This is a genomic window from Rhizobium sp. A37_96 (assembly GCF_053521765.1).
In genome coordinates this window covers 171,835-194,615 of the sequence record NZ_JBNWDS010000005.1, presented here as the reverse complement: position 1 = coordinate 194,615, position 22,781 = coordinate 171,835, and the positions used below count along the sequence as shown (strand labels likewise).

Below are 22,781 nucleotides of genomic sequence, written 5' to 3'. Positions count from 1 at the left end.
CCCTCCCGAGCACAGAGGCAAACCTTACGCTGGGTGCTGCTGAACGCTGAGGCCACCGTCGATCGTCAGGCAGGTGGCGTTCATGAAGGGGCACTCGTCCGAAATCATGAAGACGGCGGCCATGGCGATTTCCTCCGGGGATGCGATGCGGCCGCCGGGATGGAGCTTCATGGTTTCTGCCCTGGCTGCGGCAGGGTCAGGAAAGCCGTTCCAGTAATCGATGACTTTCTGCGTCGCAACATAGCCTGGCGCCAGGGCATTCACCCTGACATTGCGCGGCGCGTATTCAAGCCCGAGGGACTTCGTCATGCCAAGCAATGCGTGCTTGGCAAGCGGGTAGGGAAAGGTGTGGGGAATGATGGTGAAGGCATGGGTCGAGGCGATGTTGAGGATCACGCCGCCTCCCGTCTCGATCATGCCGGGCAGCACCGCCTTGCAGCAGTTCCAAGCCCCCTTGAGATTGACGTCGAAACAGCGGTTCCACTCCTCGTCGCTGGTCTCCAGCGGTTCCGAGAAGACATTCACGCCGGCATTATTCACCAGAGCATTGATCGGCCCGATCTCGACGGCTGCCTGAGCCACGGTCGATGCGATCATTTTCGCGTCGGTTATGTCAGCGGCCAGATAGCCGAGCTTGCCGCCGGACTGCTTCAGCGTTTCACCCTGCTCTGCAAGCAGCGCCGCGTCCCTGTCGACCAGGAAAAGTGCAGCGCCTTCGCGCAGGAAGGCCTTGGCGATCGCGAGGCCGATGCCTTGGGCGGCACCCGTCACGAATATTCTCTTGCCAACCAATCGTCCCGACATGTTGCCGCTCCCCTTCACCACTCTGCGACGCTGCCGTCTTCGTGACGCCAGACCGGGTTGCGCCAGCGATGGCCTTCCTTGGCGCGCTCGATGACATGGGCCTCGTCCACCTCGATGCCGAGGCCGGGTCCCTGCGGGATCGACACGAAACCGTCGGCATACTGGAACACCTCCTTGTTGGAGATGTAGTCGAGGATGTCGTTGCCCTTGTTGTAGTGAATGCCGAGGCTCTGTTCCTGGATGAAGGCATTGTAGCTGACGGCGTCGACCTGCAGGCAGGCGGCAAGGGCGATCGGGCCGAGCGGACAATGGGGCGCCAGCGCCACGTCATAGGCTTCCGCCATCGCGGCGATCTTGCGGCATTCGGTGATGCCGCCGGCATGGGAGAGGTCCGGCTGAAGAATATCGACATAGCCGTCCGACAGAACCGACTTGAAGTCCCAGCGCGAATAGAGGCGCTCGCCGAGCGCGATCGGCGTCGAGCAATGGTTGGCGATTTCCTTCAGCGCCTCGCGGTTCTCGGAGAGAACGGGCTCCTCGATAAAGAGCAGCTTGTAGGGTTCCAGCTCCTTGGCGAGCACCTTGGCCATCGGCCGGTGGACGCGGCCGTGGAAATCGGCGCCAATTCCCACATGGGGACCGACGGCCTCCCGCACGGCGGCAACATTCGCGATGATGGCTTCGATCTTTTCGTAGGTGTCGACGATCTGAAGCTCTTCGGCCCCATTCATCTTGATCGCCTTGAAGCCGCGATCGACAACCTCCTTGGCGTTGTTGGCGACGTCGGAGGGGCGGTCGCCGCCGATCCAGGAATAGACCTTGATCCTGTCGCGCACCTGGCCGCCGAGCAGCGAATGGATCGGCTGGCCCAAGGCCTTGCCCTTGATGTCCCACAGCGCCTGGTCGATGCCGGCGAGCGCCGACATGTGGATGGCGCCGCCGCGATAGAAGCCGGCGCGATACATGACGGTCCAATGGTCCTCGATCAGGAAGGGGTCCTTGCCGATCAGGTAGTCTTCCAGCTCGTGCACGGCCGCCTGCACCGTCAGCGCGCGACCCTCGACCACGGGCTCGCCCCAGCCGACGATGCCCTCGTCGGTTTCGATCTTCAGGAACATCCAGCGCGGCGGAACGATGTAGGTCGTCAGTTTCGTGATCTTCATCGATATTCTCCCGGTCACGCAAGAATGAGGTCGGCAGCCTTGCCGGCGGCGGCAAGAACGGCGGCATTGGTATTGCCGCTGACGATGGCGGGCATCAGCGAGGCGTCGACGACGCGCAGGCCGCGTGTGCCACGCACCTTCAGCGTTGCATCGAGCACAGCCTCGGTGTCTTCGTCGTGACCCATCTTGCAGGTGCCGACGGGATGATAGCCGGTCTTGACCGTGCGCTTGCAATGAGCGGCAATCGCCTCGTCGCTTGTCACCTCGACGCCGGGGAAGATCTCCTTGTCGATCAGCTCGCGCATCGGCGAAGCGGCAAGCACGGTGCGGGCGAAACGGAAGCCCGCCATCGTCACGCGCAAGTCGTCGGGATGGCCAAAGATCTGGGTGTCGATGATCGGATCGGCGAAAGGATCGGCCGAGGAAAGCGTCACCGAACCGCGCGCCTTCGGGCGCAGGAGCAGCGAGTTGATGGTGACGCCGTCACCCGGATCGGTTCCCATGACGTCGCGGTCCAGATAGACAGTCGGCACGCAGAACATCTGGATCGTCGGCTCGTCGTTATTGCCTTCCGGATCGTAGAAGGCGCAGGTCTCTACCCCCGTCGTCGATACCGGCCCCGTCTTGAACATCATATATTGCAGACCGGCCTTGATCATCGGCCAGCCGCGATCCTGGCCATAGTATCCGAAGGAGCCTTTGGTCGTAGCGACGACCGGGCATTCGTAATGATCCTGGAGGTTCTTGCCGACGCCGGCAAGCGCGACCCTCGTCTTGATACCATGACGGCTGAGCTCGTCCTCCGGGCCGATGCCGGAAAGCATCAGCAGTTTCGGCGTCTGATAGGCCCCGGCAGCCAGGATGACTTCCTTGCCGGCAGTCGCCGATTTACGGCTGCCGTTCTGAACATAATCAACTGAAGCGACCCGGTCGGCTTGCATCCCGAGGCCGGTGACCGTGGCACCCGTCTCGATCGTCAGCAGCGGATTGTCCATGACCGGTCGCAGGAAGGCATCGACCGCGCTGCAGCGACGATGCGTGACCCAGTCGATCGTATGCTGCATGAAACCGACGCCGAACTGATGGGCGCCATTGAAATCCGGATTGTAGGGAATTCTCATGCCCTGAAGCGTCTTCACATAGGTGCGCGTCATCGCGCTCGTATGGCCGAGATGCGAGATCTTGAGCGGACCGCCGACGCCATGGAATTCTCCGCCGAGATGGTCGTTGTCCTCCTGCGCCTTGAAGTAGGGCAGCATGTCCGAATAGGACCAGGCGCCGTCATTGTTGGCGCCGGGCGATGTGATTGCCGCGTTCCAGCGATCGTAATCTGCCGCCTGGCCGCGCATATAGACCATGGCGTTCACGGTGCTGCCGCCGCCAAGAACCCTGCCCTGCGGCACGATCGGGCCACGGCCGTCCAGCTGCGGCTGCGGCTTCGTCTTGTGCATGGCAAGATAGGTGTCCTTGGCCAGGAATTTCATGTAGCCGGCCGGAAAATGCATGATGGGGTTGGCCTTCGCGGGGCCGCGCTCCAGCAGCAAAACGCGTGCCTTTCCCTTGCCGACGAGTTCGGAGGCAACGACACAGGCGGCGCTGCCGCCGCCAACGATGATGTAATCGAACTGACTTCTGTCAGACATTCTACGCTCCGAAGTCCGCAGCCTTGCGGGAAGATGAATTAAACGTCGGCGACCGGGATCGTTTCCGGGCGAAGACGGATTGCTCCGGTCAATTTCGCCCCAGGCTCCAGTATGGTGAGATCGCCAAGTCCGGGAAGGTTATGGCCGTTCGCCAGATGCGACATCGGCTCGAAGCAGAAGTAATCACGCTTGAACGCGGGATCGAATGCCGTGTCGGAAACGAAGATGAAAGCGTGTTTGAAGAGCGGATCCGCCGTCAGATGAAGCCGCGTTCCGCGCTCCGGCCAGGAAACCAGCGCCTCTCCCGACCAGTCTTCGAAGCCATTGTTCACCCAGCGGTTTGGCAGGGGCGCCGGCGACGAGAAATCGAGATCGTCCGGAATGGCCGTTGCCTCTCCCGGGAGCCACCCCTCGACTTCCGTCCAGAATTTCCTGGCCGGTGCAGACAAGGCGGTTGCGGGCGTCAGCGGGAAATAGGGATGCCAGCCGATGCCGAAAGGCAGGGCGACATCACCCTTGTTTTCCACGGTCATCCGTATCTCGAGCGTTCCATCCGAAAGGGAGAAGGATTGCCTCGCGTCATAGACGTAAGGCGTTCCGCCGCCATGGTGAGAAAAGGCGAGTTCGACGGCGCTTGCCGTTTGCGCGATCACGGACCAGGACGACTGCCAGCCTTCGCCATGCAGATAGTGCCTATCCCAATCCGTATTCGGCTCGAAGGAATAATCCTTGCCGCCGAACGAGAAGCGGTTGTCTCTCACGCGATTGCCGAAGGGAATCAACGGATAGCAACCGGAGGACAGCGCGTCGGAAGCATCCGAAGGCGCTTCACGCAGCAGCGGAATACGGCCGCCTTCTCCGTCCCGCCAGAAGCCGAGGACGATACCGCCTTCCGTCGAAACGCGTAGGGAAAGCGCTCCATTCTCGATAGCGACGACCGTCATGTCTCAACCCTTGTTTCGCGACGCGCTGCGCTTGATCGCCTGGATATTGGCAAGGACCGCAACGACAATGATGAGACCACGCACGACCTGCTGGAAGAACGGGTTGATGCCGAGCAGGACGAGACCGTTTCCGATCAGCGTGATCACGAGAACGCCGAGCAACGTCCCGAGCATCGAGCCTCGCCCGCCGGAGAGCGACGTGCCGCCGACGACGACAGCCGCGATCACGTCGAATTCGAGACCCGTCGCAGCGGTCGCATTGCCCGAGCCGAGACGCGAGAGGAGAAGAATGCCCGAAATTGCCGCCATGGCACCGGCGATGGCGAAGAGTGCGACGCGAATGCGGGAAACGCTGATGCCGCTGAGAAAGGCTGCATGCGCATTGCCGCCGATGGCGAATACAGATCGGCCGAACGCGGTCTTGCGGCTGATGAAGGCAAACAGCGCGAAAAGCACCAGCATGATGATGGCAGCCGGCGGAATGCCGAATACGGAGCGATCCAGCGCATCGACCATATCGTTGCGGCCGATCGAGACCGGCAGGGCATCGGTGATGAACAGTGCCGTGCCGCGCAGCGCGCTCCAAAGGCCAAGCGTGCCGACAAAGGACGGAACGTCGAAATAGGCCCGCAGGATGCCGGCGATCGAGCCGAGCGCGGCGCCGAAGACGATTGCCAAGGCGAAGGCAAGCGGTGTCGGCACATGCCACTGCAGGAGATAGGCAAGGATGACCGAGATGAAGGCGACCATCGGGCCGACGCTGACGTCGATTTCGCCGGCGATGATGATCAGCGTCGCCGCCCAGGCCGCGATACCGATCGTCGCGGCATCCCGCAGGATATTGATCTGGTTGTTGAACGACAGGAAGCCGTTCGCGGTCGAGGTAAAGACCGCGTAGAGAACGATGATGGCTATGAACAGGCTGAGTTCGTTCATATGCTGGGAGAAGCTGAAGCCGCCCTTGCTGGCCTTGGCGGCCGGCGCGGATTTTGCCGTCTGATCGAGTGACATGAGAGACCTCCGTCAATGTCCGGTGATGCAGGCGGCCATGACGGCGTCCTGATCGATATTCGGAAAGGTGAACTCCTCCTGCAGCGTCCCGTCCCTCAAAACGAGGACCCGGTCGCAGACAAGAGGCAGCTCCTCTATTTCGCTGGATACGAAAATGATGCTGCGGCCGTCGGCCGCCAGTTCGCGAATGATCGCATAGATCTGCGCCTTGGCTTCGACATCGACGCCGCGTGTCGGCTCGTCGAGCAACAGCACGCGGCTGCCGGCATGCACCCAGCGGCCGATGACGACCTTCTGCTGGTTGCCGCCGGACAGAGTTCCGATCGGCGTGTCGGTTCTTGCAGTCTTGACATGCAGACGCTCGATGACCCGGCGCGTCGCCTCGGCCATCAGCCGGCTGGAGAGAATGCCGTTGCGGCTGACCGCCGAGAAATTCGTTGCCAGCGCATTCTCGTCGACGCCGAGGAGCGGTACGATACCCTCTTCCTTGCGGCTTTCCGGCGTATAGCCGAATCCGCGCGCCACCATCTGCTTGTAGCGCGGCGTATTCACCTCAGTACCTTCGATCACGACATGACCGTGATCGAAGGGCCGCACACCCATGATTGCCTGCAGCAACTCCGTTCTGCCGGAGCCGAGGAGACCAGCGATACCAAGCACTTCGCCTTCCTTCAGCTGGAAGGAGACGGAGGAAAGTTTCGGCGCCAGCCCCAGGTCTCGAACGGCCAGAACGATCTTGTCGCGACTGCGCGTTTGAAGCGTGGCTGCCTGCGAAGCCTCCGAGCCAAGCATCAGGCGCACGATCTCACGCGTCTCGGCTCCCTTGACGTCGACGGTGTCTATGATGCGGCCGTCGCGCATCACGGTTGCCGAATGGGCGATCTGCCGAATCTCGTTCATGCGGTGGCTGACATAGATCACCGCAATGCCTTCCGAGGCTATGCGCGTGACGGCGCTCATCACCTTTTCGGCTTCGGCGGCGGCAAGCGAGCTCGTCGGTTCGTCGAGGATGACGATCTTCGGCTTGCCGACCAGCACGCGGGCTATTTCCAGGAGCTGCCTTTCGGCGGGGCTCAAGCCCGCAACGAGCCGGCTCGGCGGCAGGTCCAGGCCGAGGCGGCCCATCGCCTCGGCGGCCTCGGCTTCCATCTGGTTATACTGGATGACGCCGCCCTTGCGTGGCCAGCGGCCGAGGAAGAGGTTTTCCGCCAGCGACATGCCGGGCACGAGGCTCAATTCCTGATAGACGACCCGGACACCCTTTTCGAAGGCTTCCTGCGCCCGGCTGGAGCCGGCATGCGTCAACGGCGCGCCATCGATCGTGACCGTGCCGCTATCGGGGATCTCGGCGCCGGTCAGCATGCGGATCAGCGTCGACTTGCCGGCGCCGTTCTTGCCGAGCAGCGCCCTCACCTCACCCGCCGCCACTTCGAACGTCGCGTTGTCCAGAGCGAGCACGCCGGGATATCGGCGCGTCGCCCCCTGGACCGAGGCGATGATGCGCCGACCCCCGACCGCGTTGGAAGGGTTTGCAGAAATCATCGAGTTCTCCAACTCAAAGGAAAGATGCCGCCAGATGGATCCAGCGGCAACCTTGTTACGCTAGAAACCGGGAACTACCGGCTGCTCACGGGATACCGTCGGCATGCGCCGCAAGCCAGGCCTTGCCATCCTCGGACGACTTGTAGAGGTCGATATCATAGGGCACCTTGATATCGGCCGGCGCCTTGCCGTCGATCGCCTTGACCGCCTGGGCCAATGCAAGCTTGCCGAGGCCCTGACCGGAAATATCGACCACCGCCTTGATGACCGTGAAGTCCGCCAGCTCTTGAGCGATCTCCGTCGTCATGTCGCCGCCGAAAACGACTGTCTTGCCGACACGGCCCTGGCTCTTGACCGCACGGGCGGCGCCGAGCGTCGCACCACCGGCTTCGCCGAAGAATGCATCGATATCCGGGTTCGCCGAGAGCATGGTGCTTGCGACCGAGACCGCCTTGTCGAGAATGGCGCCTTCCTGGTTCGCAACGATCTGCGCGCCCGGAACCTTTTTCTTCAGCGCATCCTCAAAACCCTTGCGGCGCGTTACGCAGACTTCGACGAATTCGCAATTGAGGACGGCGATCTTCGGCGCATCCTTCTTTTCGGCCAGGAAATAATCGCCGGCGGCATCGCCCAGCTTGTGACCGAAGTCGTAGGGATCACCGACCGCATAGGCGGAGACATAGTCCTTCATGTCCTGGTCGTTGAGGCAGGTATTGTAGCAGACGACCGGAATGCCCGCATCATGCGCGCGCCGGATCGCGCGGTAGGAGCCGTCGGCCGAGACAGGCGAGACGATGATCGCCTGAACACCGGCCGAGATCAGCGAGTCGATGAAGGACGACTCCTTGCTGACGTCGCCCTGGGCGTTGGTCTCGATAACGTCGAGTTTGCGGCCGGCATCCGCCGCACCCGATTGAATGCCCTTGCGGACGCCGGCATAGAAGCCCTGCGCATCCATATAGATGGCGCCGACTTTCAGGTCCTTGTTATCAGCGAAGGCGGGAACGGCACTGGATGCAGCTATAATTGCTAGCGCCGCCGCGGCGCGCGTGACGAAACTCATCATTTCCTCCCAATAAGCGTGGTCATCTTACACGACGAGAAGCGGCTGCCGCCTCCCCTCGGATGTCCGCACCATATTGAGCGTCATACAAATGTCAACTTAAATACGATTTATTTCCAGGAAATTTGGCAAATTTGCCTATATTAGCATTTCAGGCCAAGAAACATGGCGACATACCCAAAAATAAATCGTATTTATTTATAGCGAATGTATGCTTGACTATTGCCGCGTGTGACGGAATTTTGTCGCGGTTGAAATGGGGAGGAACGAGTGTGACGTTGATGGGAAAGCCGCTCACCGAGGACGGAGAGCCGATCGCAGCGCGTGGGAAACGCAGCGTGCGCGAAGCCCTGCTTCACGATCTGGTGGAAAAGATCGTCTCGGGAAAAATCGCTGAGGGGTCGACCTTGCCCAATGAAGCGGAGCTGACCGAGCGCTTTGGCGTCAGCCGCACCAGCCTACGGGAAGCGATGCAATATCTCTCCGCTCTCGGCCTGGTGCGCTCGCGCACGCGAGCGGGCACGACCGTCCTGCCAAGGGAGAACTGGAACTATCTTGACCCGCTGGTTCTTGACGTCATGTTGTCGGCGGGCGCGGACAAGACCTTCTACACGTCGTTGATCGATGCGCGCCAGCTGCTCGAGCCGGCGGCGGCGGCGCATGCCGCGGCCAATGCCACAGCGCGGCAGCTCTCGCAGATATCGAAGGCTTTCGAGGATATGGTGGAAGCCAATTCGCGCGACAACGAAGCCTGGAGCCGCGCCGATCTCGAATTCCATACGGCCATCATCGATGCGAGCGGCAACTGGGTATTCCGGCAGTTCGGCAGCGCCATCCGCGCCGCGCTGCTTGCGAGCTTCCGTCTGACGAACCGGGCCAGCCAGTCTCACGAGCAGGCGATCCTCAAGCATTACGAAGTGCTGGAAGCGATCAGGATGCGCCGGCCCGAAGCCGCGCGCTACGCGATGGAACAACTGATCGGCGTTGCCCGCAGCGAAATTACCGATGCGCTGCGCAAAGCAGGCATCGTTTCAGATGGAACTCCATGAGCTGCCCGGGGGCCTTCTTCAAGCCGTATCGGCTTCCAAAAAGAGATCAGACGCACTTTCGATGATGTTTGGGCAGGATGGTACGACCAGACGGGCATGGAGGATATCGATGTTCGCCAGCCCGTACATTTGCCGCTTCGCTATTTTCAGCTTGTCGGTCGGACCTTCGAAACAATCGTTTGAGCACGGCTGTTCAATCGCGCTGCGAATGGCATCGATGTCTTTGGAAAAGACGGCCTGAAAGCAAAGGCGCCGGGTAGCGCGATCTCAATGCGTCGACATCGGCTGCGGTTGATCGAGCCGGCTGCGGACGGCCGTAAGCTCCGAGGTCGTGTGGTTGAGGCGGTCGGCGAGCACGCGCATAATTTCGACGGCCATTTCCGGAAAATCGCTGAGCAGCTTCAGGAAATGCTCCTTGCTGATCTTCAGTGCTTCCAGCCTGGAGGTGGCTTTGACGGTGGCGGTACGGGAGACGTCGCAAAGGATGGCGATTTCGCCGACGATGGAATTGAGGTCGACTTCGGCAACCTTGATTTCGCCGGCTGGGCTATCGACGAGAATATCAGCAGTTCCGGAAAGAACAACATAGGCCGCATCGCCCTGATCACCCTGATGAAACAGGGTTTGGCCAGCATTGTAGCTGACGCGATCTGACGTAAACGCCAAAAGCTTCAATTTCGCAGGCGCGATGCGCGAAAAAATCGGCACCCGCTTCAGCATTTCAACTTCATCCTTCAGAAGCATGAACTTCGGTACCCCCAGTGTTCGGCCCCAGACGCCACTGTCGAGATAGGATATTACGATAACAGTTCTTTGAACATACCGTTTTTCTCTAAAAGATCGGTAGTGGACCCGCTTTCGACAAGACTCCCGTGGTCAAAGACCAGAACGCGGTCGAACAATTCCGCAAAGCTCGGGTTGGACAGCACCCAGACGATCGCCGGGGCATAGCCGTCGCTGTCGAGCTTGCCCAGGATCGCTCTCGCAATCTGATCCTGGACGCGATGATCGAGCGCCGGCAGCGGACGATTGCAGATGATATAGTCTGCCCGCTTCAGAAGCGCACGACCGAGATTGAGCTTCTGGCGCTGCACATTCGTCAGGCGCTTGCCACCGGAGCCGACATCGAAATCCAGGCCGATCGACAGGACGCTGTCATGCATGCCGAGACGCCCGAAGACATCATACATAATCTGATGGATGCGCTCCGGCGCATTGGCCTGCTGATGGGCGATACGGCCGAATAGCACATTGTCCATCAACGTCGCGGAAGCGGTGAAGCGCTCCGGATCGTAGCGCTCGATCACGCTGGCGAGATCCGCCGGAATATTCTCATAGAACTTCGCGCGCGCCTGCACGATCTTTTCCATCAGCACCTGCGTCAAAAGACCGAAACGATGGCGCGGTTCGATATAGGAGAAGCTGAGGCGGATGATGGCCGCCCGCTCGTCATCCGCCGCCGCCTCATAGCCCTTGCCGTTCAGCTTCTGCAGCAGCGCTTCGTAGGTGGGGATGTCTTCCGCCGTCATGAAGGTCAGCTGCTGGAAGAACGGATGATCCGGCGGCAGGTCGGTGAAGAGCTCGACTGCGTTTTCGGCGATCTCCAGACCCATATCGTACAAATCGGACACGAGCCCGGTTTCGGCGAATATCTGCTGGAAGTAGGGATGCGCAGCCAGCTTGCGATTGGTCATCTGCGGCCGCTTCAACGTGCCGAACAGCAGATTTTCACCGACCGTCGCCTGTGGGTTATAGGCATCGAACTGAAAGGGAACGACGAGATCTTCGAGCTTCTCTTCGTCGAGCCGCAGCCGCAACGCCTGCCGCAATTCGACGATGCGCGACGTCAGATCCTGATGTGCCGCCGCATCGACATTCGAGCGCAGCGCCATGTCGAAGATATCCTGGGACATGGCGACGGCATCGAGAACCGGGCGGATCACGGAATAGATGTCGTCCGGCCCTGTCGCGCCCGCCGCCGCATAGTCGACCCAATCGCTGTTGAGGTCGAATTCCGGATTGGCCGCGCGCCTCGCTTCGATTACGCGCCATTTAGCCTTGTTGGTCTCATCTTCGGTATAGACCGGAGGGACGAGCGGGGCGTGCTTGAGGGCGTAGAGCAGATTGCTGCGCAAGGTGCCATGGAAGAAGAATGTCTCGGATGAAGCGTAGGCGATGCGCCGTCCTGTCATCGATTCCGGCAATTCCAGAATATCGCGACCGTCGATCGAGACACGCCCGCTGTCGGCCCATATGAGGCGCCCGAATGCTTCGGCGAGATACTCGCCGCCAGCGCCGCTGGCGCCGACGATCGCTACCCTTTCTCCAGGACTGATTTCCACCGAAACGTGATCGAGTACGCGCGCGCCGCTATCATCGACGACGGTGAGATTGGTCGCAACGAGGGAATGGGTGATGCGCCCCGCCGGCGCATGGGACACGACCTGTATCTTGGCATCGATCAGATTATCGACGCTGAACTGCTCGACCACCTGATTGTACTTGACCTGAACGTCCTGGCGCGACTGATCCCAGTCGATCAGTTCCTTGAGGGGCCCGGGCAAATCCTTGTAGGCGTTGATGACTGCAACAAGCTGACCGATGTCCAGCCGGCCCTGCAGGGCGAGGAAACCGCCAATCAGGTAGAACAGAAAGGGCGTGACCTGTGCGAGGAAGTTGTTGATGAACTTCACCATGAACTTCCATTGATACAGATCGTAGCGGATCGAGAAGATCAGCCCCAGGCGGTGCGCGATATCGGCGCGTTCCAGGTTCGTCGTATCGTTGGCATGGATGGTGCCGATGCCGTCGACGATCTCGCCGACGCGGCCGGAAAGCTCGCGCGCCGTCAGCTGGCGCTGGCGACCGAGCTCCAGCAGCCGCTTGCGCATACGGGGGATGACGATCGCCTGCACGGCGACGATGGCCGCGGCAATCATGCCGAGCCAGAAATTCTGCATGATGATGAAAACGAGCGCGGTCACGGCCTGACCGCCGAGGAGGGCCGGCTGCACGAAGGCATCGCCGGTGAAGCCGCCCATCGGCTCCACCTCATCCTTGATCATCGTGGCGATTTCCGCCGGCTTCACGCGCTTGAAATGAGCGGGCGGAAACCGCAAAACGCGATCGATCAGCTCGAAGCGGATGCGTCGCAACATCCGCTCTCCAAGGCGGCCTTTGTAGGTATTGATGTAAAGCTTGAAGAGGCCGTTGAGCACGACCAGCGCCAGGAACACGAGGCTGAGCGCAATCAGCATCCACGCGCGGGTGAGCTGCAAGCCCTGAAACACCTCGATGTGACCGATCAACGGGATATCGAGGGCGATATGCATGAAAGTCTGCGTGTCGCCGGGATGCTCGAAACCCTTGCCCTGGATCGGCCCGTTGACGATCTGCTTCGGCAGATCGAAAGACAGGAAGTATGGGATCATCGAAGCCGCGACGACAAGCAGTATCCAAATCTGCTCCAGCCGGGTATTCGACCAAATATAACGCGCTAGGCTTTTTTCCATTGCTTACTGCAGGCTTTCAAATTCAACGCCCAGCGCCTGCCAGGCGCCGGCACCGATGTTGCAGGGATGCGGGAAGGTTTGGTTGCGGATATGTGGCCCCATGTGTGAACGGGAACACGGCCCGGTCTTGCATCCACGCCCCTCCCGATTCATCGATTTGCTGATTTATATCACAAGATTGCAGGAATCTAGGAGGATAAAGCGACCGGACATCTCCGATGGCCGCAGTGCCTGCCTATGCGAATTGGCGCAAGATGGCGGATGTTCTGGCGGCACCGCCCAGATCGATGTCCGTGTCGTTTGGCTTGGGTCGCGACAAAGCGGTCTTCACGGCCTCTGTCAGCAAATCGGCGGTCAATCCCGCCTCAGGCAAGGCCAAGGCAAGGCCCAGCTTCTCCAGCCGCTCGGCCCTGACCGACTGCTCGGTTTCACCGCCTGCCGTGAAGGGGACCAGAATGGCGCGGCATCCGGTGACAAGAAGATCGCCGACCGTATTGTAGCCGGCTTGCGAAATAGACAGCGCTGCTCCCCGCAGGAGAGATGGAAAATCCTTGCGGAAGCGAACAAGCTCGACATTGCCGGGCGCGTCTCTGGCGATATCCGCATAATCCTGCTCGGGCAGGTTCGGCCCGGCAATCAACAGCCAGCGGCGATCGGCCGCCACGCGGCCTGCCGCCTCCAGCGCCGCGCGGATCAGGTCACGCCCGACCGCCCCGCCGCCTGCCGAGACGACGATATCGAAGATTTCGGTCGGCTCCGGCGGCAAGGTCGGTGCGACCAGACCCGTGTAGACGATCTTGTCGGCGATCGCTCCGGTCAAGGGAAAGGTCTCCTCCAGCCGGACGAAATGCGGATCGCCATGAACAAGGACGCCATCGAAGTGATCGCGAAGGAGGCCGACCGTCTCTTCGTCGCGCCCCGGCTTCTTCTGCTGCTGCAGAATATCGCGCACCGAGGTATAAAGCCTCGGCTTCGGATCGGCCTTGGCGATGGCGTCGAGCAATGGCAGAAGCTCGAACCGCATCTGCCTGCGGCCGAACGGAAAGGCTTCGATGACAACGACATCGGGTTCAGCCTGCCGGAACGCATCGAGCAGCAGGTCGCGGCGGCGAGACAGAAACTCCTCGTCGACGGGCTTTCCGGACTGATCGGCAAGGCCCGAAAAACCGGCGCTGCTGGCAACCACGGCCGGCAATGTGACGGAGATCACGTCCGCGCCGGGAAATCCGTTCACCGGCAAGCCGCCTGTCACGACCGTCACTTGGCAACCGTCGCTTGCCAAGGCGCTGGCAATGCGGCTGGCCCGCGCCAGATGGCCGATGCCGAGCAGATGCTGAACGTAGAAGAAGACACGCAAGGGCGAAGAATGCGAGGCCGTCATGCGGATTTCCGCCATTGATCTTCCTTTTGCCACTGCTCCTCGAACAGCCGCGTCAACTGCCGGATGCTGGCGTGATAATCGAAATGCTCACGCACCCGCCGTTCGGCCGCCTCGCCAAGTCTCAGGCGCAGCGCCGGGTTGCGAATGGTCGATTCCAGTGCGGCGGCGAGCGCCTGCGGATTCTCAGAGGGAACGACGAGGCCGTTTTCGCCATCGTCAAGCAGTTCGGGGACGCCGGAGACATTGGTGGAGACGCAGACGAGACGCTGGCTCGATGCCTCCACCAGCACATTCGGCAGGCCGTCGCGATCGCCGTCGGCCGCTACCCGGCAGGCAAGCGCGAAAATATCGGCCTGGCGATAGTGGGCAAGCACGTCTTCCTGCGCGAGTGCGCCTTTCCAGGTGATGCGGCCGGCAATGCCGAGCGTGTCGGCCAGGGCCTTCAATTTCGACAGGCCGTCACCGCCGCCGATATGGGTAAAACGCCAGTTCAGATCGCCGGGCAACAACGCCAGCGCCCTCAGCAGCACATCGTATCCCTTCTTCTCCACGGCGCGCCCGACGCTGAGAATGAAGGCGGGATCGGAGGTGTCCGTGCCATCGCGATTGGAGTGTCCACCGGCGAAGGGGCCGAAGCGATCGAGATCCAGGCCGTGATAGCTTAGATGCACCTTGTCGCCCTCGGCGATCAGATCGCGCATGTGCTCGAAGCCGGTGCGCGTGCAGGTCACCGCCCAGCGGGCCCGGTCCAGTTTTTCCGAAAGCTCCCAGTCCGGCGAGGTCCAGATATCCTTGGCATGGGCCGAGCATGTCCAGGGAATGCCGGTCATGATGCTGGCATAGGCCGTCACCGAGGCTGGCGTGTGGATGAAATGGGCATGCAGCCACTCACCGCCATCGGGCCATTCATGCGCCAGCACCAGGGCCTGCCCGAAACGGCGCACCCGGTTCGGGGTGAGATCCCGTTTCAGGTCGGCCCAGAACTGCTTCACGAGCGGTTTGAAACCCGGCTTGCCGATGCCGGCAAGGAATGCCCGCAAAACCCTCAGCGGCTCGTCGTGCAAGTATTCCGGCAGGTAGACGACACGCGCCTTGATTTCGTCATGGACCGGATGGCGCTTCTTGTCGGTGGGTTTGCGCATCGAAATCAGCGTCAGGTCGAAGCCGGCCTTTTCCAAGCCGAGCAGCTCCTGCGCAATGAATGTTTCCGATAGGCGAGGATAGCCTTTCAGGACCACCAGTATTTTCTTCCGCATCGACAGCTTCCGGCGATCTATTCGGCCACGATCGATAGCGGCGGGTAGCGCTCGCGATCATCGAACCATTCGCCAACCGTGCGCGAAATATGCACCAGTCCCTCGAGACGCATGTTGCTGCTGCTCGCCGACGGCGGCGCACGGTGCGCCAGGCGCTTCAGGGCTGCGGCAAGCTTGCTCGGATCGGCGGACTCTTCCGGCAGCAGCATGTCGACGAGGCCGAGCTCGCTTGCCCGCTGCGCGCGGATCAACTGCTCCTCGCGCGGACGCGTGCGCGGGATGATCAGCGCCGGCTTGTCGAAGGACAGGATCTCGCAGTAGGTGTTGTAGCCGCCCATCGCGACGACGGCCTTGGCACCGGCGATCAGCTCTTCCATCTTGTTGTCGAACTCGATCACCTGCAGACAGTCGACCTTGCTTGCGCGCTCCAGCAACTGGCTACGCTCCTTGGCCGGCATATAGGGGCCGAGGACGATGAGCGTCTTCTGCGTCAGGGACTTGTCCTGCTCGAAGGCACCGACGACATCGCTGACCAGATCGGCACCATCGCCGCCGCCGCCGGTCGTCACCAGAATATAATCCTCGTCGGGCACATGCTCCGACTTCGTTCCCAGGGTGGAAACGCTGCGCTGGAGGAAGCCGACGAACTCCATCTTCCGGCGCACGCCCGCCGGTACGTCGAGGCCCACAAGCGGATCATGGAAATCCGGCGGTCCATAGACCCAGACGCGATCGTAGAACTGATCGATCTTCTGCAGGACGTTGTTCTTCTTCCACTCCGCTTCCAGCAGATGCGGCGCGTCCATGACGTCGCGCATGCCCAAAACGAGCGTCGTGCCCCGCGCCTTGAGATAGGTCAGCGTCTCCTCGACTTCGCCCTTGAGGCCCATCGGCTCCTTGTCGACGATGAAGACATCCGGCTGGAAGGTCTCCGCCGTATGGCGGATGATCGACTGCCGCATCTTCAGCGTCTCTTGCAGAGCAACGTGGCTTGCCATCGACGTATACTCGCCGTCGCGCAGCTTGATGACGCTCGGCACCTTGACGAAATCGACGCGCGATCGATAGTCGAAAGCACCGGCGATCGTTGCGCCGGAGATGATCAGCACGTTCAGCCCGCGGTAATCCTCTACCAGCGCATGCGCGATGGTACGGCATCGCCTGAGATGGCCGAGACCGAACGTATCGTGGCTGTACATGAGGATTCGAGCATCTTCTAAGCGCCGCTTCATGGGCAAAACCTCTGGGGGATGAAAGTCATGTACGTGGTTTGTCGGCACACGACATCCACGTCCGCTTCTCGAATTGCAATCCTGTCTTCGCCATTCACCCTGCTATTTGTAGGGATCGGCAGCATCGCGCAAGCCGTCTCCTAAAAAGTTGAACGCCAGAATAACCAAAATCACCGGCACCATAGGGAAAAGGAGCCATGGATAAAAGGCGATGACGCTGACGCTCCTCGCCTCGGTCAACAAAATTCCCCAGCTCGTGATCGGCGGACGAAGGCCCAATCCGAGAAAACTCAGCGCAGTTTCGCCAAGAATCATGCTGGGGACCGAAATCGTCGCCGTGGCGATCAGATGCGACATGAAGCCGGGAACAAGGTGGCGTCCGATAATACGCGGCGTGCTTGCCCCCATCAACTGGGCGGCGAGTACATAATCTTCCTCGCGCAGTGATAGCAGCTTCGAGCGTACCGCGCGCGCAAGACCTGTCCAGTCCAGAATGCCCAGAATGATGGTAATGCCGAAATAGACGATGATAGGGCTCCAGCTCACGGGCATGATCGCCGCCAGCGCCATCCACAAAGGCAGGCTCGGCAGCGACTGCAGCACCTCGATCACCCGCTGCACGAGAAGATCGAAAAGGCCGCCGTGATAACCGGCAAGACCGCCGATGACGATACCGAGCACGAAGCTGATGGCAATGCCGATCAAGCCGATGGTGAGCGAAATGCGCGCGCCGTAGATGATGCGCGAAAGCACGTCCCGGCCCAGGCGATCGGTTCCCAGCAGATACATCTGGCCGCCGACAGCCGGGCACACCAGATGAAGGTTCGAATCCACCACTCCCCAGAAGCGATAGGCGTCACCGCGGCAGAAAAAGCGGATCGGCTGCACGTCGGAGGGATTATCGGCGTAGATCCGCCGCAGCGTATCGATGTCGAGGGTCATCTTGCGGCCGTAGACGAACGGACCGACGAAATCGCCCTTGTCGAAGAAATGGATCCCCTGCGGCGGCGAATGGATATAGTCCACGTTGCGGGTATGCAGCCCGTAGGGCGCCAGGAATTCCGCAATCAGGATCGTCCCGTAACACAGAAGCAGAAAGATGCCGGACGCCAGCGCAAGTCTATGCTTCTTGAACTTCCACCACATCAGCTTCTTTTGCGAAGCCATGTAGTAGCGTTGCTGACCGGCAGACATCGCCTCGAACTGGTCCGGATCGAAATCCGCATTCGAGACATAGTGCTCCAGGGGGGCGCCGGGGCGTGGCAGGGGTGAGTTCACTTCGTGCTCCTGCCTTGCAAGCGGATGCGGGGATCAAGGAAGCCGAGGGCGATATCCGAAATCAGCACGCCGATGACGTTGAGAAAGGCCAGGAACATCAGGAACGAGCCGGCAAGGTACATGTCCTGGCTCTGCAGGGCCCTGATCAGCATCGGCCCGGTCGTTTCCAGCGACAGCACGATGGCCGTGATTTCGGCACCGGAGATGATCGACGGCAGGATCGAGCCGATATCGGCGACAAAGAAGTTCAATGCCATCCGCAGCGGATATTTCACCAGGGCCTTCAGGGGGTGCAGTCCCTTGGCGCGAGCCGTGACGACATATTGCTTCTGCATTTCGTCGAGCAGGTTGGCGCGAAGGCGGCGGATCATGCCCGCAGTGCCGGCGGTGCCGACGATGATGACCGGGATCCACAGATGCGACAGGATCGATTGTGCCTTTTCCCAGCTCATCGGCTGCGACAGATATTTCTGGTCCATCAGATGGCCGATCGATACCCCGAACCAGACATTGGCGAAGTACATCAGGATCAGCGCCAGCATGAAGTTGGGGATGGCGATGCCGAGCAGTCCGAGGAAGGTCAGGCCGTAGTCGCCCCAGCTATATTGATGGGTGGCGGAATAGATGCCGATCGGAAACGCGATCAACCACGTCACGAGGATCGTCGTCATCGACACGAGGATGGTCAGCCACAGGCGGTCGCCGACGACATCCGAGACCGGCAGCTGATACTCGAAGGAATAGCCGAAATCACCATGCAGCATGCCCGCGACCCAGCGGACATATTGGATCGGCAAGGGTCGGTCCAGCCCGTATTCGTGGCGAAGATTCTCGATTTCCTGAAGGTTCGCGGTCTCGCCCTGAGCCCGCAGTTCGGCGATCTGGCTTTCGAAAAAGTCGCCGGGCGGAAGCTGGATGATGGTGAAGACCAGCATCGAAATGACGATCAAGGTCGGGATCATCACGGCGATGCGCCAGAGGATGTATCTAAGCATTCTGCCCATCCCCCTTCATCCAGAAGGTATCCGGCATATAGACACCGAGATAGCAGGTCGGATCGAAGCCGTAGAGCGCCTTTTCCGGCACGTTCTGCATGCGCGCCGAATGAACGATCGGCTGCAGGGTCGCGTTGACGAGGCCGATGGAGAAGACCTGGTCGGTATAGATGGCCAGCATCTTGTGCCAGATATCCGCCCGTTCGAAGGAAGACGCCGCCGTTTCCCATTCGCGCAGCAGCTTGACGAGTTCGGCCGCCTCGGAGACTTCCGGCGCCACGCCCTGCGTCTCGCGCGAGAGATAATACATTCCCCATAGCGGCCATTGCATCTGGTCGTCCATGGTGGGAGCCAGCTCGCCCGGGTTCATGTCGGCGGTCGGCACCCCGTTGTCGAGGCCATACCACAACGACATCAGGATACGGCCGCCCATGGCGCGGCTACGGAAGACATCGCGTTGCGATACTCTGGTGAAAAGTGCGATGCCGACCTTGCGCCAGTGGTCCGTGATCAGTTCCAGAACGTCGGAATCCAGCGTGCTTTCGCCAGGCGTCTCAACGGTGATCTCCATTCGCCGCCCGTCCGGCAGAATGCGGATGCCATCTTCGTCACGTTTGGCGAGACCGGCGGCATCGAGCAGGGCATTGGCTTGATCCGGGTCGTGCGCGATCCACGCCGAAGCATATTCCGGCTTGTAGAGCGGACTGTCCGGCAAGACCGTATCGGCGCTCTCCGCTCCGAGGCCGTAGAAGACGGCCATATTGATTTCATGGCGGTCAATCGCCAGCGACAGGGCCCGCCGCACCCTGACGTCGCGCATGACGTCCCGCCAGACGGGATCGGCGCTGTTCAAGTTCGGAAACAGGGCGATGCGCGAGCCGCGCGCCATTTTCCAGAGGTTGACCTTGACCGGGTAGCGCTTCTCCGCATCCTTCAGGAAGGTGTAGTCGTTGAAGTCTATGCCGGTGGCCTGCAGATCGCTTTCCCCCGCCCCGGTCTTGGCGGCGATGATCGAAGACGAGCTGATATTCAGGATCATGCGGTCGATATAGGGCAACTGCCGGCCATTTTCGTCGACGCGGTGGAAATAGGGATTACGCTCGAAAACGAACTGCTCCGCAGGCGGCGCCGTCGTGTTCCGCCAGGGATCGAGTACCGGCAGATTGGGATTTTCCGGCCGATAGGCCCGACCCATCTTGATGTGCAGATCCTGCCATTTCTTCACCCGGTTTTCCTGCATCAGCGAGGAAAGGCGGATGCTGTCCTGATATTTCTTATGGAACTGCTTCAGATAATGCGCGGGGCCAGCGATGACGAGCGGCTGCGGCGCGGCGAGGCTCGGCAGGAAATCCGGATTGGGATCGTCCCAGGAGTAACGCACCGTCAGTTCATCCAGCTGCTCGAAGCGTGGCAGGCTGCCATGCGGGCGCAGCTCCAGCGCACCCCCGCCGGGCGTCAGCTGCTTGTTGAGGATGACGTCTTCCCACCAATAGCGGAAATCATCGGCCGTAAACGGGTGTCCGTCCGACCATCTGTGCCCATCGCGCAGCTTGAAGGTGAAGACCATGTCGTTCACCGCCGAGCAGGACTCCAGAATATCCGCCTGCAGCGTCAGCATGCGATCATAGCCGACCAAACGGGCATAGCCGTAGATCGTCATGAAGCGGATATCATTCTGGCTGCCGATGATCGTGCGTACCGATCCCCCATATCGGCCGGGCGTGCGGCCCATGGCGGCAACGTTGACGATGCGCGGGAATTTCGGCAGGCGCTTGGCGAGATGCGGCATCTGGCCCGCCCTCAGCCACTCGGCAAAATATTCCGGCTCGTTGTCGACATCAGCCGCCAGAACAGGCTGAGGCAGAACGGTGGAGGCCAACAGGCCGAGGAAAGTGCGCCGATCGATCATTTCCGCAGCTCCTGGGCATCGACGCCCCGGCGGGCGCGAACGAAATGCCCGCCGCCCAGATCGGCATAGGCAAGCTCTCCCTCGCCGCCCTCGGCAAATTGCGGCCCCCATTTCTGCCTGGCCGCAGGCCCTTCGCTGTTCAACACGGAGAAATCGAGCTGCCGGTCGAGATCGGGGAACGGGACGGCGGCCAGAAGCGACCGCGTATAGGGATGGACGGGCTCCCGCAGGATGACTTCCCGCGGTGCGATCTCGACGATGCGCCCGCGCGCCATGACGGCGATCCGGTCGGCCATGTAATCGACCACGGCAAGATTATGCGAAATGAACAGATAGGTCAGGCCCAGTTCCTTCTGCAGATCCTTGAGCAGATTGAGGATCTGCGCCTGCACGGACACATCGAGGGCCGAGACCGGTTCATCGAGAATGAGAAGTTTCGGCCCCAGCGCCAATGCGCGCGCAATGCCGATGCGCTGGCGCTGGCCGCCGGAGAAGCTGTGCGGGTAGCGGCTCAGATAGTGCTTGTCGAGGCCGATCGCCTGCATCAGCGCCTTGACTTTTTCCTTGCGCTCGGCGCTGTCGCCGTGCCCATGGATTTCCAGCGGCTCGCTCAGAATGTTGCGGATCGTCATGCGTGGCGAAAGCGACGAGACCGGATCCTGGAAGACCATCTGTATCTTCGTGCGCAGATCCATCAGTTCATCGCCCTTGACGGCGAGGACGTCGATCTTGCCGCTGCCGTCATCAAAGCTGACGGAGCCGCTGTCGGCCGTGATGGCCCGCATGAGGATCTTGCTCACCGTCGTCTTGCCGCAGCCGCTTTCGCCGACCAGGCCGAGACACTCGCCGCGGCGGATATCGAAACTGACATCGTCGACCGCCCGGAACTTTCCGCCACCCCGCGTTCCGAACAGGCCGCCGGCCTTCGAGGTGTAGGTCTTGGTCAGATTGCGCACGCTCAGCATGACATCGGGCGCTGAAGCCGTGGCGCTCGAACCGTTACCGATCAGCTTCTTCTTGCCTGAGAAGGTGCCGAGATTGACGGGGACATCCCGCAGGGACTTCAATCGCTCGCCGGGCTTCATGTCGAAATGCGGCACCGCCGACATCAGAGCCTTGAGATAGCGGTGTTGCGGCTGGCGGAAGATGGTTTCGACCGGCCCCGCCTCCATGATCTCGCCGTGATAGATGACGACGACCTCGTCGGCCATGTTGGCGACGACGCCAAGGTCATGGGTGATGAGGAGCATCGCCATGTTGAAGGTCTGCTGAAGATTGCGCAGCAGGCCGAGGATCTGAGCCTGGATGGTGACATCAAGCGCCGTCGTCGGTTCGTCGGCAATCAGGAGCGCCGGATTGCAGATCAGCGCCATGGCGATCATCGCGCGCTGGCGCATGCCTCCGGAGAGCTCGAAAGGATATCTGTCGAAGGTGTGAAAGGGATCCTGAAAGCCGACGAGGCTTAGGATTTCCTCGGTCTTCTCACGCTGCTCAGCCTTGCTGATGCCGGGACTGTGGATACGGAGCGCCTCGCTGATCTGGTTTCCCACCGTATGCAGCGGCGACAGCGACGTCATCGGCTCCTGAAAAATCTTGGCGATGCGTGCTCCGCGCAGCCTGCGCATGGCCACGCCGTCACGCGGCAGCTGAAGAAGATCGGTGGTCTGGCCGTCGAGCGGATCGGTGAACAGTATTCGGCCGGTCGCCGTTGCCGGCGCCGGAAGGATTCCCATGATCGACTGGCTGATGATCGATTTGCCGGAGCCGGATTCGCCGACCAGAGCGGTGACCTTGCCGGGAAGCACTCTCAGACTGGCATTTTTGACGACGCGCAGCTTGTCCCCATAAAGGGAGAACGAGACGTCGAGGTCCTCGATACGCAGTAGATCAGTCCCTGACGCCATACATATTACTTCCCGCTCACATGACCTTTGTGGCCTTCGCGGCACACTAACGTAGGCCATAACGGGTGTCTAGCTGGTCAAAGCAATGCAGAGAC

17 protein-coding genes are annotated in these 22,781 nt (G+C 60.9%); 1 reads left to right on the top strand and 16 read right to left on the bottom strand.

The features are described 5' to 3' along the window. Positions 1-24: 24 nt before the first annotated feature. From ACQZ6J_RS16480 to ACQZ6J_RS16450, 7 genes are all read right to left on the bottom strand, one after another. Positions 25-804: an SDR family oxidoreductase gene (locus ACQZ6J_RS16480; RefSeq protein WP_449084847.1), complete on the bottom strand. Its 780-nt coding sequence runs from the start codon at positions 802-804 to the stop codon at positions 25-27. A gap of 14 nt (positions 805-818) precedes the next feature. After that, positions 819-1,967, bottom strand: a complete 1,149-nt coding sequence (dgoD, locus tag ACQZ6J_RS16475; RefSeq protein ID WP_449084846.1) for a galactonate dehydratase — start codon at positions 1,965-1,967, stop codon at positions 819-821. Between the two features lie 14 nt (positions 1,968-1,981). Further along, positions 1,982-3,610: a GMC family oxidoreductase gene (locus ACQZ6J_RS16470; protein ID WP_449084845.1), complete on the bottom strand. Its 1,629-nt coding sequence runs from the start codon at positions 3,608-3,610 to the stop codon at positions 1,982-1,984. Positions 3,611-3,648: 38 nt separating this feature from the next. Beyond that, complete coding sequence (locus ACQZ6J_RS16465; RefSeq protein WP_449084844.1) at positions 3,649-4,554, bottom strand: aldose 1-epimerase; 906 nt, start codon at positions 4,552-4,554, stop codon at positions 3,649-3,651. 3 nt (positions 4,555-4,557) lie between these two features. Continuing rightward, positions 4,558-5,565, bottom strand: coding sequence for an ABC transporter permease (locus tag ACQZ6J_RS16460; protein WP_163985673.1), 1,008 nt, complete (start codon positions 5,563-5,565; stop codon positions 4,558-4,560). A 12-nt stretch (positions 5,566-5,577) separates the two neighbouring features. Beyond that, a complete protein-coding gene (locus ACQZ6J_RS16455; RefSeq protein ID WP_449084843.1) occupies positions 5,578-7,107 on the bottom strand; it encodes a sugar ABC transporter ATP-binding protein in 1,530 nt (509 codons plus the stop codon). A gap of 85 nt (positions 7,108-7,192) precedes the next feature. Then, a complete protein-coding gene (locus ACQZ6J_RS16450; protein WP_163985746.1) occupies positions 7,193-8,170 on the bottom strand; it encodes a substrate-binding domain-containing protein in 978 nt (325 codons plus the stop codon). 281 nt (positions 8,171-8,451) lie between these two features. Between ACQZ6J_RS16450 and ACQZ6J_RS16445 the strand changes: the two genes are divergently transcribed. After that, the gene (locus ACQZ6J_RS16445) at positions 8,452-9,219 is read left to right on the top strand and encodes a FadR/GntR family transcriptional regulator (RefSeq protein ID WP_163985747.1); all 768 of its coding nucleotides are present in this window, start codon (positions 8,452-8,454) and stop codon (positions 9,217-9,219) included. A 267-nt stretch (positions 9,220-9,486) separates the two neighbouring features. On the opposite strand, the gene ACQZ6J_RS16440 is transcribed toward ACQZ6J_RS16445, so the two are convergent. The 9 genes from ACQZ6J_RS16440 to ACQZ6J_RS16400 all read right to left on the bottom strand — a co-directional run bounded on the left by ACQZ6J_RS16440 (position 9,487) and on the right by ACQZ6J_RS16400 (position 22,686). Beyond that, positions 9,487-9,963 carry a cyclic nucleotide-binding domain-containing protein gene (locus ACQZ6J_RS16440; protein ID WP_112798757.1) on the bottom strand — a complete coding sequence of 159 codons (477 nt, stop codon included), beginning with the start codon at positions 9,961-9,963 and terminating at the stop codon, positions 9,487-9,489. A 53-nt stretch (positions 9,964-10,016) separates the two neighbouring features. Continuing rightward, complete coding sequence (locus tag ACQZ6J_RS16435; RefSeq protein WP_163985676.1) at positions 10,017-12,731, bottom strand: ABC transporter transmembrane domain-containing protein; 2,715 nt, start codon at positions 12,729-12,731, stop codon at positions 10,017-10,019. Between the two features lie 235 nt (positions 12,732-12,966). After that, on the bottom strand, positions 12,967-14,127 hold the full coding sequence (locus ACQZ6J_RS16430; RefSeq protein WP_449084842.1) for a glycosyltransferase family protein: 1,161 nt from the start codon (positions 14,125-14,127) through the stop codon (positions 12,967-12,969). Beyond that, positions 14,109-15,374 (bottom strand): glycosyltransferase family 4 protein, encoded by a 1,266-nt coding sequence (locus tag ACQZ6J_RS16425; protein WP_449084962.1) that lies wholly within the window; start codon positions 15,372-15,374, stop codon positions 14,109-14,111. The genes ACQZ6J_RS16430 and ACQZ6J_RS16425 overlap by 19 nt, the downstream gene beginning before the upstream one ends. An 11-nt stretch (positions 15,375-15,385) precedes the next feature. After that, a complete protein-coding gene (locus ACQZ6J_RS16420) occupies positions 15,386-16,600 on the bottom strand; it encodes a glycosyltransferase family protein (protein ID WP_163985679.1) in 1,215 nt (404 codons plus the stop codon). 102 nt (positions 16,601-16,702) lie between these two features. Continuing rightward, positions 16,703-17,878 (bottom strand): ABC transporter permease subunit, encoded by a 1,176-nt coding sequence (locus ACQZ6J_RS16415; RefSeq protein ID WP_163985680.1) that lies wholly within the window; start codon positions 17,876-17,878, stop codon positions 16,703-16,705. Next, positions 17,875-18,873, bottom strand: coding sequence for an ABC transporter permease (locus ACQZ6J_RS16410; RefSeq protein WP_163985681.1), 999 nt, complete (start codon positions 18,871-18,873; stop codon positions 17,875-17,877). Before ACQZ6J_RS16410 ends, ACQZ6J_RS16415 begins: the two co-directional genes overlap by 4 nt. After that, a complete protein-coding gene (locus tag ACQZ6J_RS16405) occupies positions 18,866-20,782 on the bottom strand; it encodes an ABC transporter substrate-binding protein (protein ID WP_163985682.1) in 1,917 nt (638 codons plus the stop codon). The genes ACQZ6J_RS16410 and ACQZ6J_RS16405 overlap by 8 nt, the downstream gene beginning before the upstream one ends. Further along, positions 20,779-22,686, bottom strand: coding sequence for an ABC transporter ATP-binding protein (locus ACQZ6J_RS16400; RefSeq protein ID WP_449084841.1), 1,908 nt, complete (start codon positions 22,684-22,686; stop codon positions 20,779-20,781). Before ACQZ6J_RS16400 ends, ACQZ6J_RS16405 begins: the two co-directional genes overlap by 4 nt. Between the last annotated feature and the right edge of the window lie 95 nt (positions 22,687-22,781).

Bases quoted from the DNA above. Each gene is read 5' to 3' on its own strand.
- ACQZ6J_RS16470 (WP_449084845.1), bottom strand. From the start codon at position 3,610: ATGTCTGACAGAAGTCAGTTCGATTACATCATCGTTGGCGGCGGCAGC.
- ACQZ6J_RS16480 (WP_449084847.1), bottom strand. From the start codon at position 804: ATGTCGGGACGATTGGTTGGCAAGAGAATATTCGTGACGGGTGCCGCC.
- ACQZ6J_RS16455 (WP_449084843.1), bottom strand. From the start codon at position 7,107: ATGATTTCTGCAAACCCTTCCAACGCGGTCGGGGGTCGGCGCATCATC.
- ACQZ6J_RS16420 (WP_163985679.1), bottom strand. From the start codon at position 16,600: ATGAAGCGGCGCTTAGAAGATGCTCGAATCCTCATGTACAGCCACGAT.
- ACQZ6J_RS16445 (WP_163985747.1), top strand. From the start codon at position 8,452: ATGGGAAAGCCGCTCACCGAGGACGGAGAGCCGATCGCAGCGCGTGGG.
- ACQZ6J_RS16465 (WP_449084844.1), bottom strand. From the start codon at position 4,554: ATGACGGTCGTCGCTATCGAGAATGGAGCGCTTTCCCTACGCGTTTCG.
- ACQZ6J_RS16400 (WP_449084841.1), bottom strand. From the start codon at position 22,686: ATGGCGTCAGGGACTGATCTACTGCGTATCGAGGACCTCGACGTCTCG.
- ACQZ6J_RS16450 (WP_163985746.1), bottom strand. From the start codon at position 8,170: ATGAGTTTCGTCACGCGCGCCGCGGCGGCGCTAGCAATTATAGCTGCA.
- ACQZ6J_RS16430 (WP_449084842.1), bottom strand. From the start codon at position 14,127: ATGGCGGAAATCCGCATGACGGCCTCGCATTCTTCGCCCTTGCGTGTC.
- ACQZ6J_RS16440 (WP_112798757.1), bottom strand. From the start codon at position 9,963: ATGCTTCTGAAGGATGAAGTTGAAATGCTGAAGCGGGTGCCGATTTTT.
- ACQZ6J_RS16405 (WP_163985682.1), bottom strand. From the start codon at position 20,782: ATGATCGATCGGCGCACTTTCCTCGGCCTGTTGGCCTCCACCGTTCTG.
- ACQZ6J_RS16460 (WP_163985673.1), bottom strand. From the start codon at position 5,565: ATGTCACTCGATCAGACGGCAAAATCCGCGCCGGCCGCCAAGGCCAGC.
- dgoD (WP_449084846.1), bottom strand. From the start codon at position 1,967: ATGAAGATCACGAAACTGACGACCTACATCGTTCCGCCGCGCTGGATG.
- ACQZ6J_RS16435 (WP_163985676.1), bottom strand. From the start codon at position 12,731: ATGGAAAAAAGCCTAGCGCGTTATATTTGGTCGAATACCCGGCTGGAG.
- ACQZ6J_RS16410 (WP_163985681.1), bottom strand. From the start codon at position 18,873: ATGCTTAGATACATCCTCTGGCGCATCGCCGTGATGATCCCGACCTTG.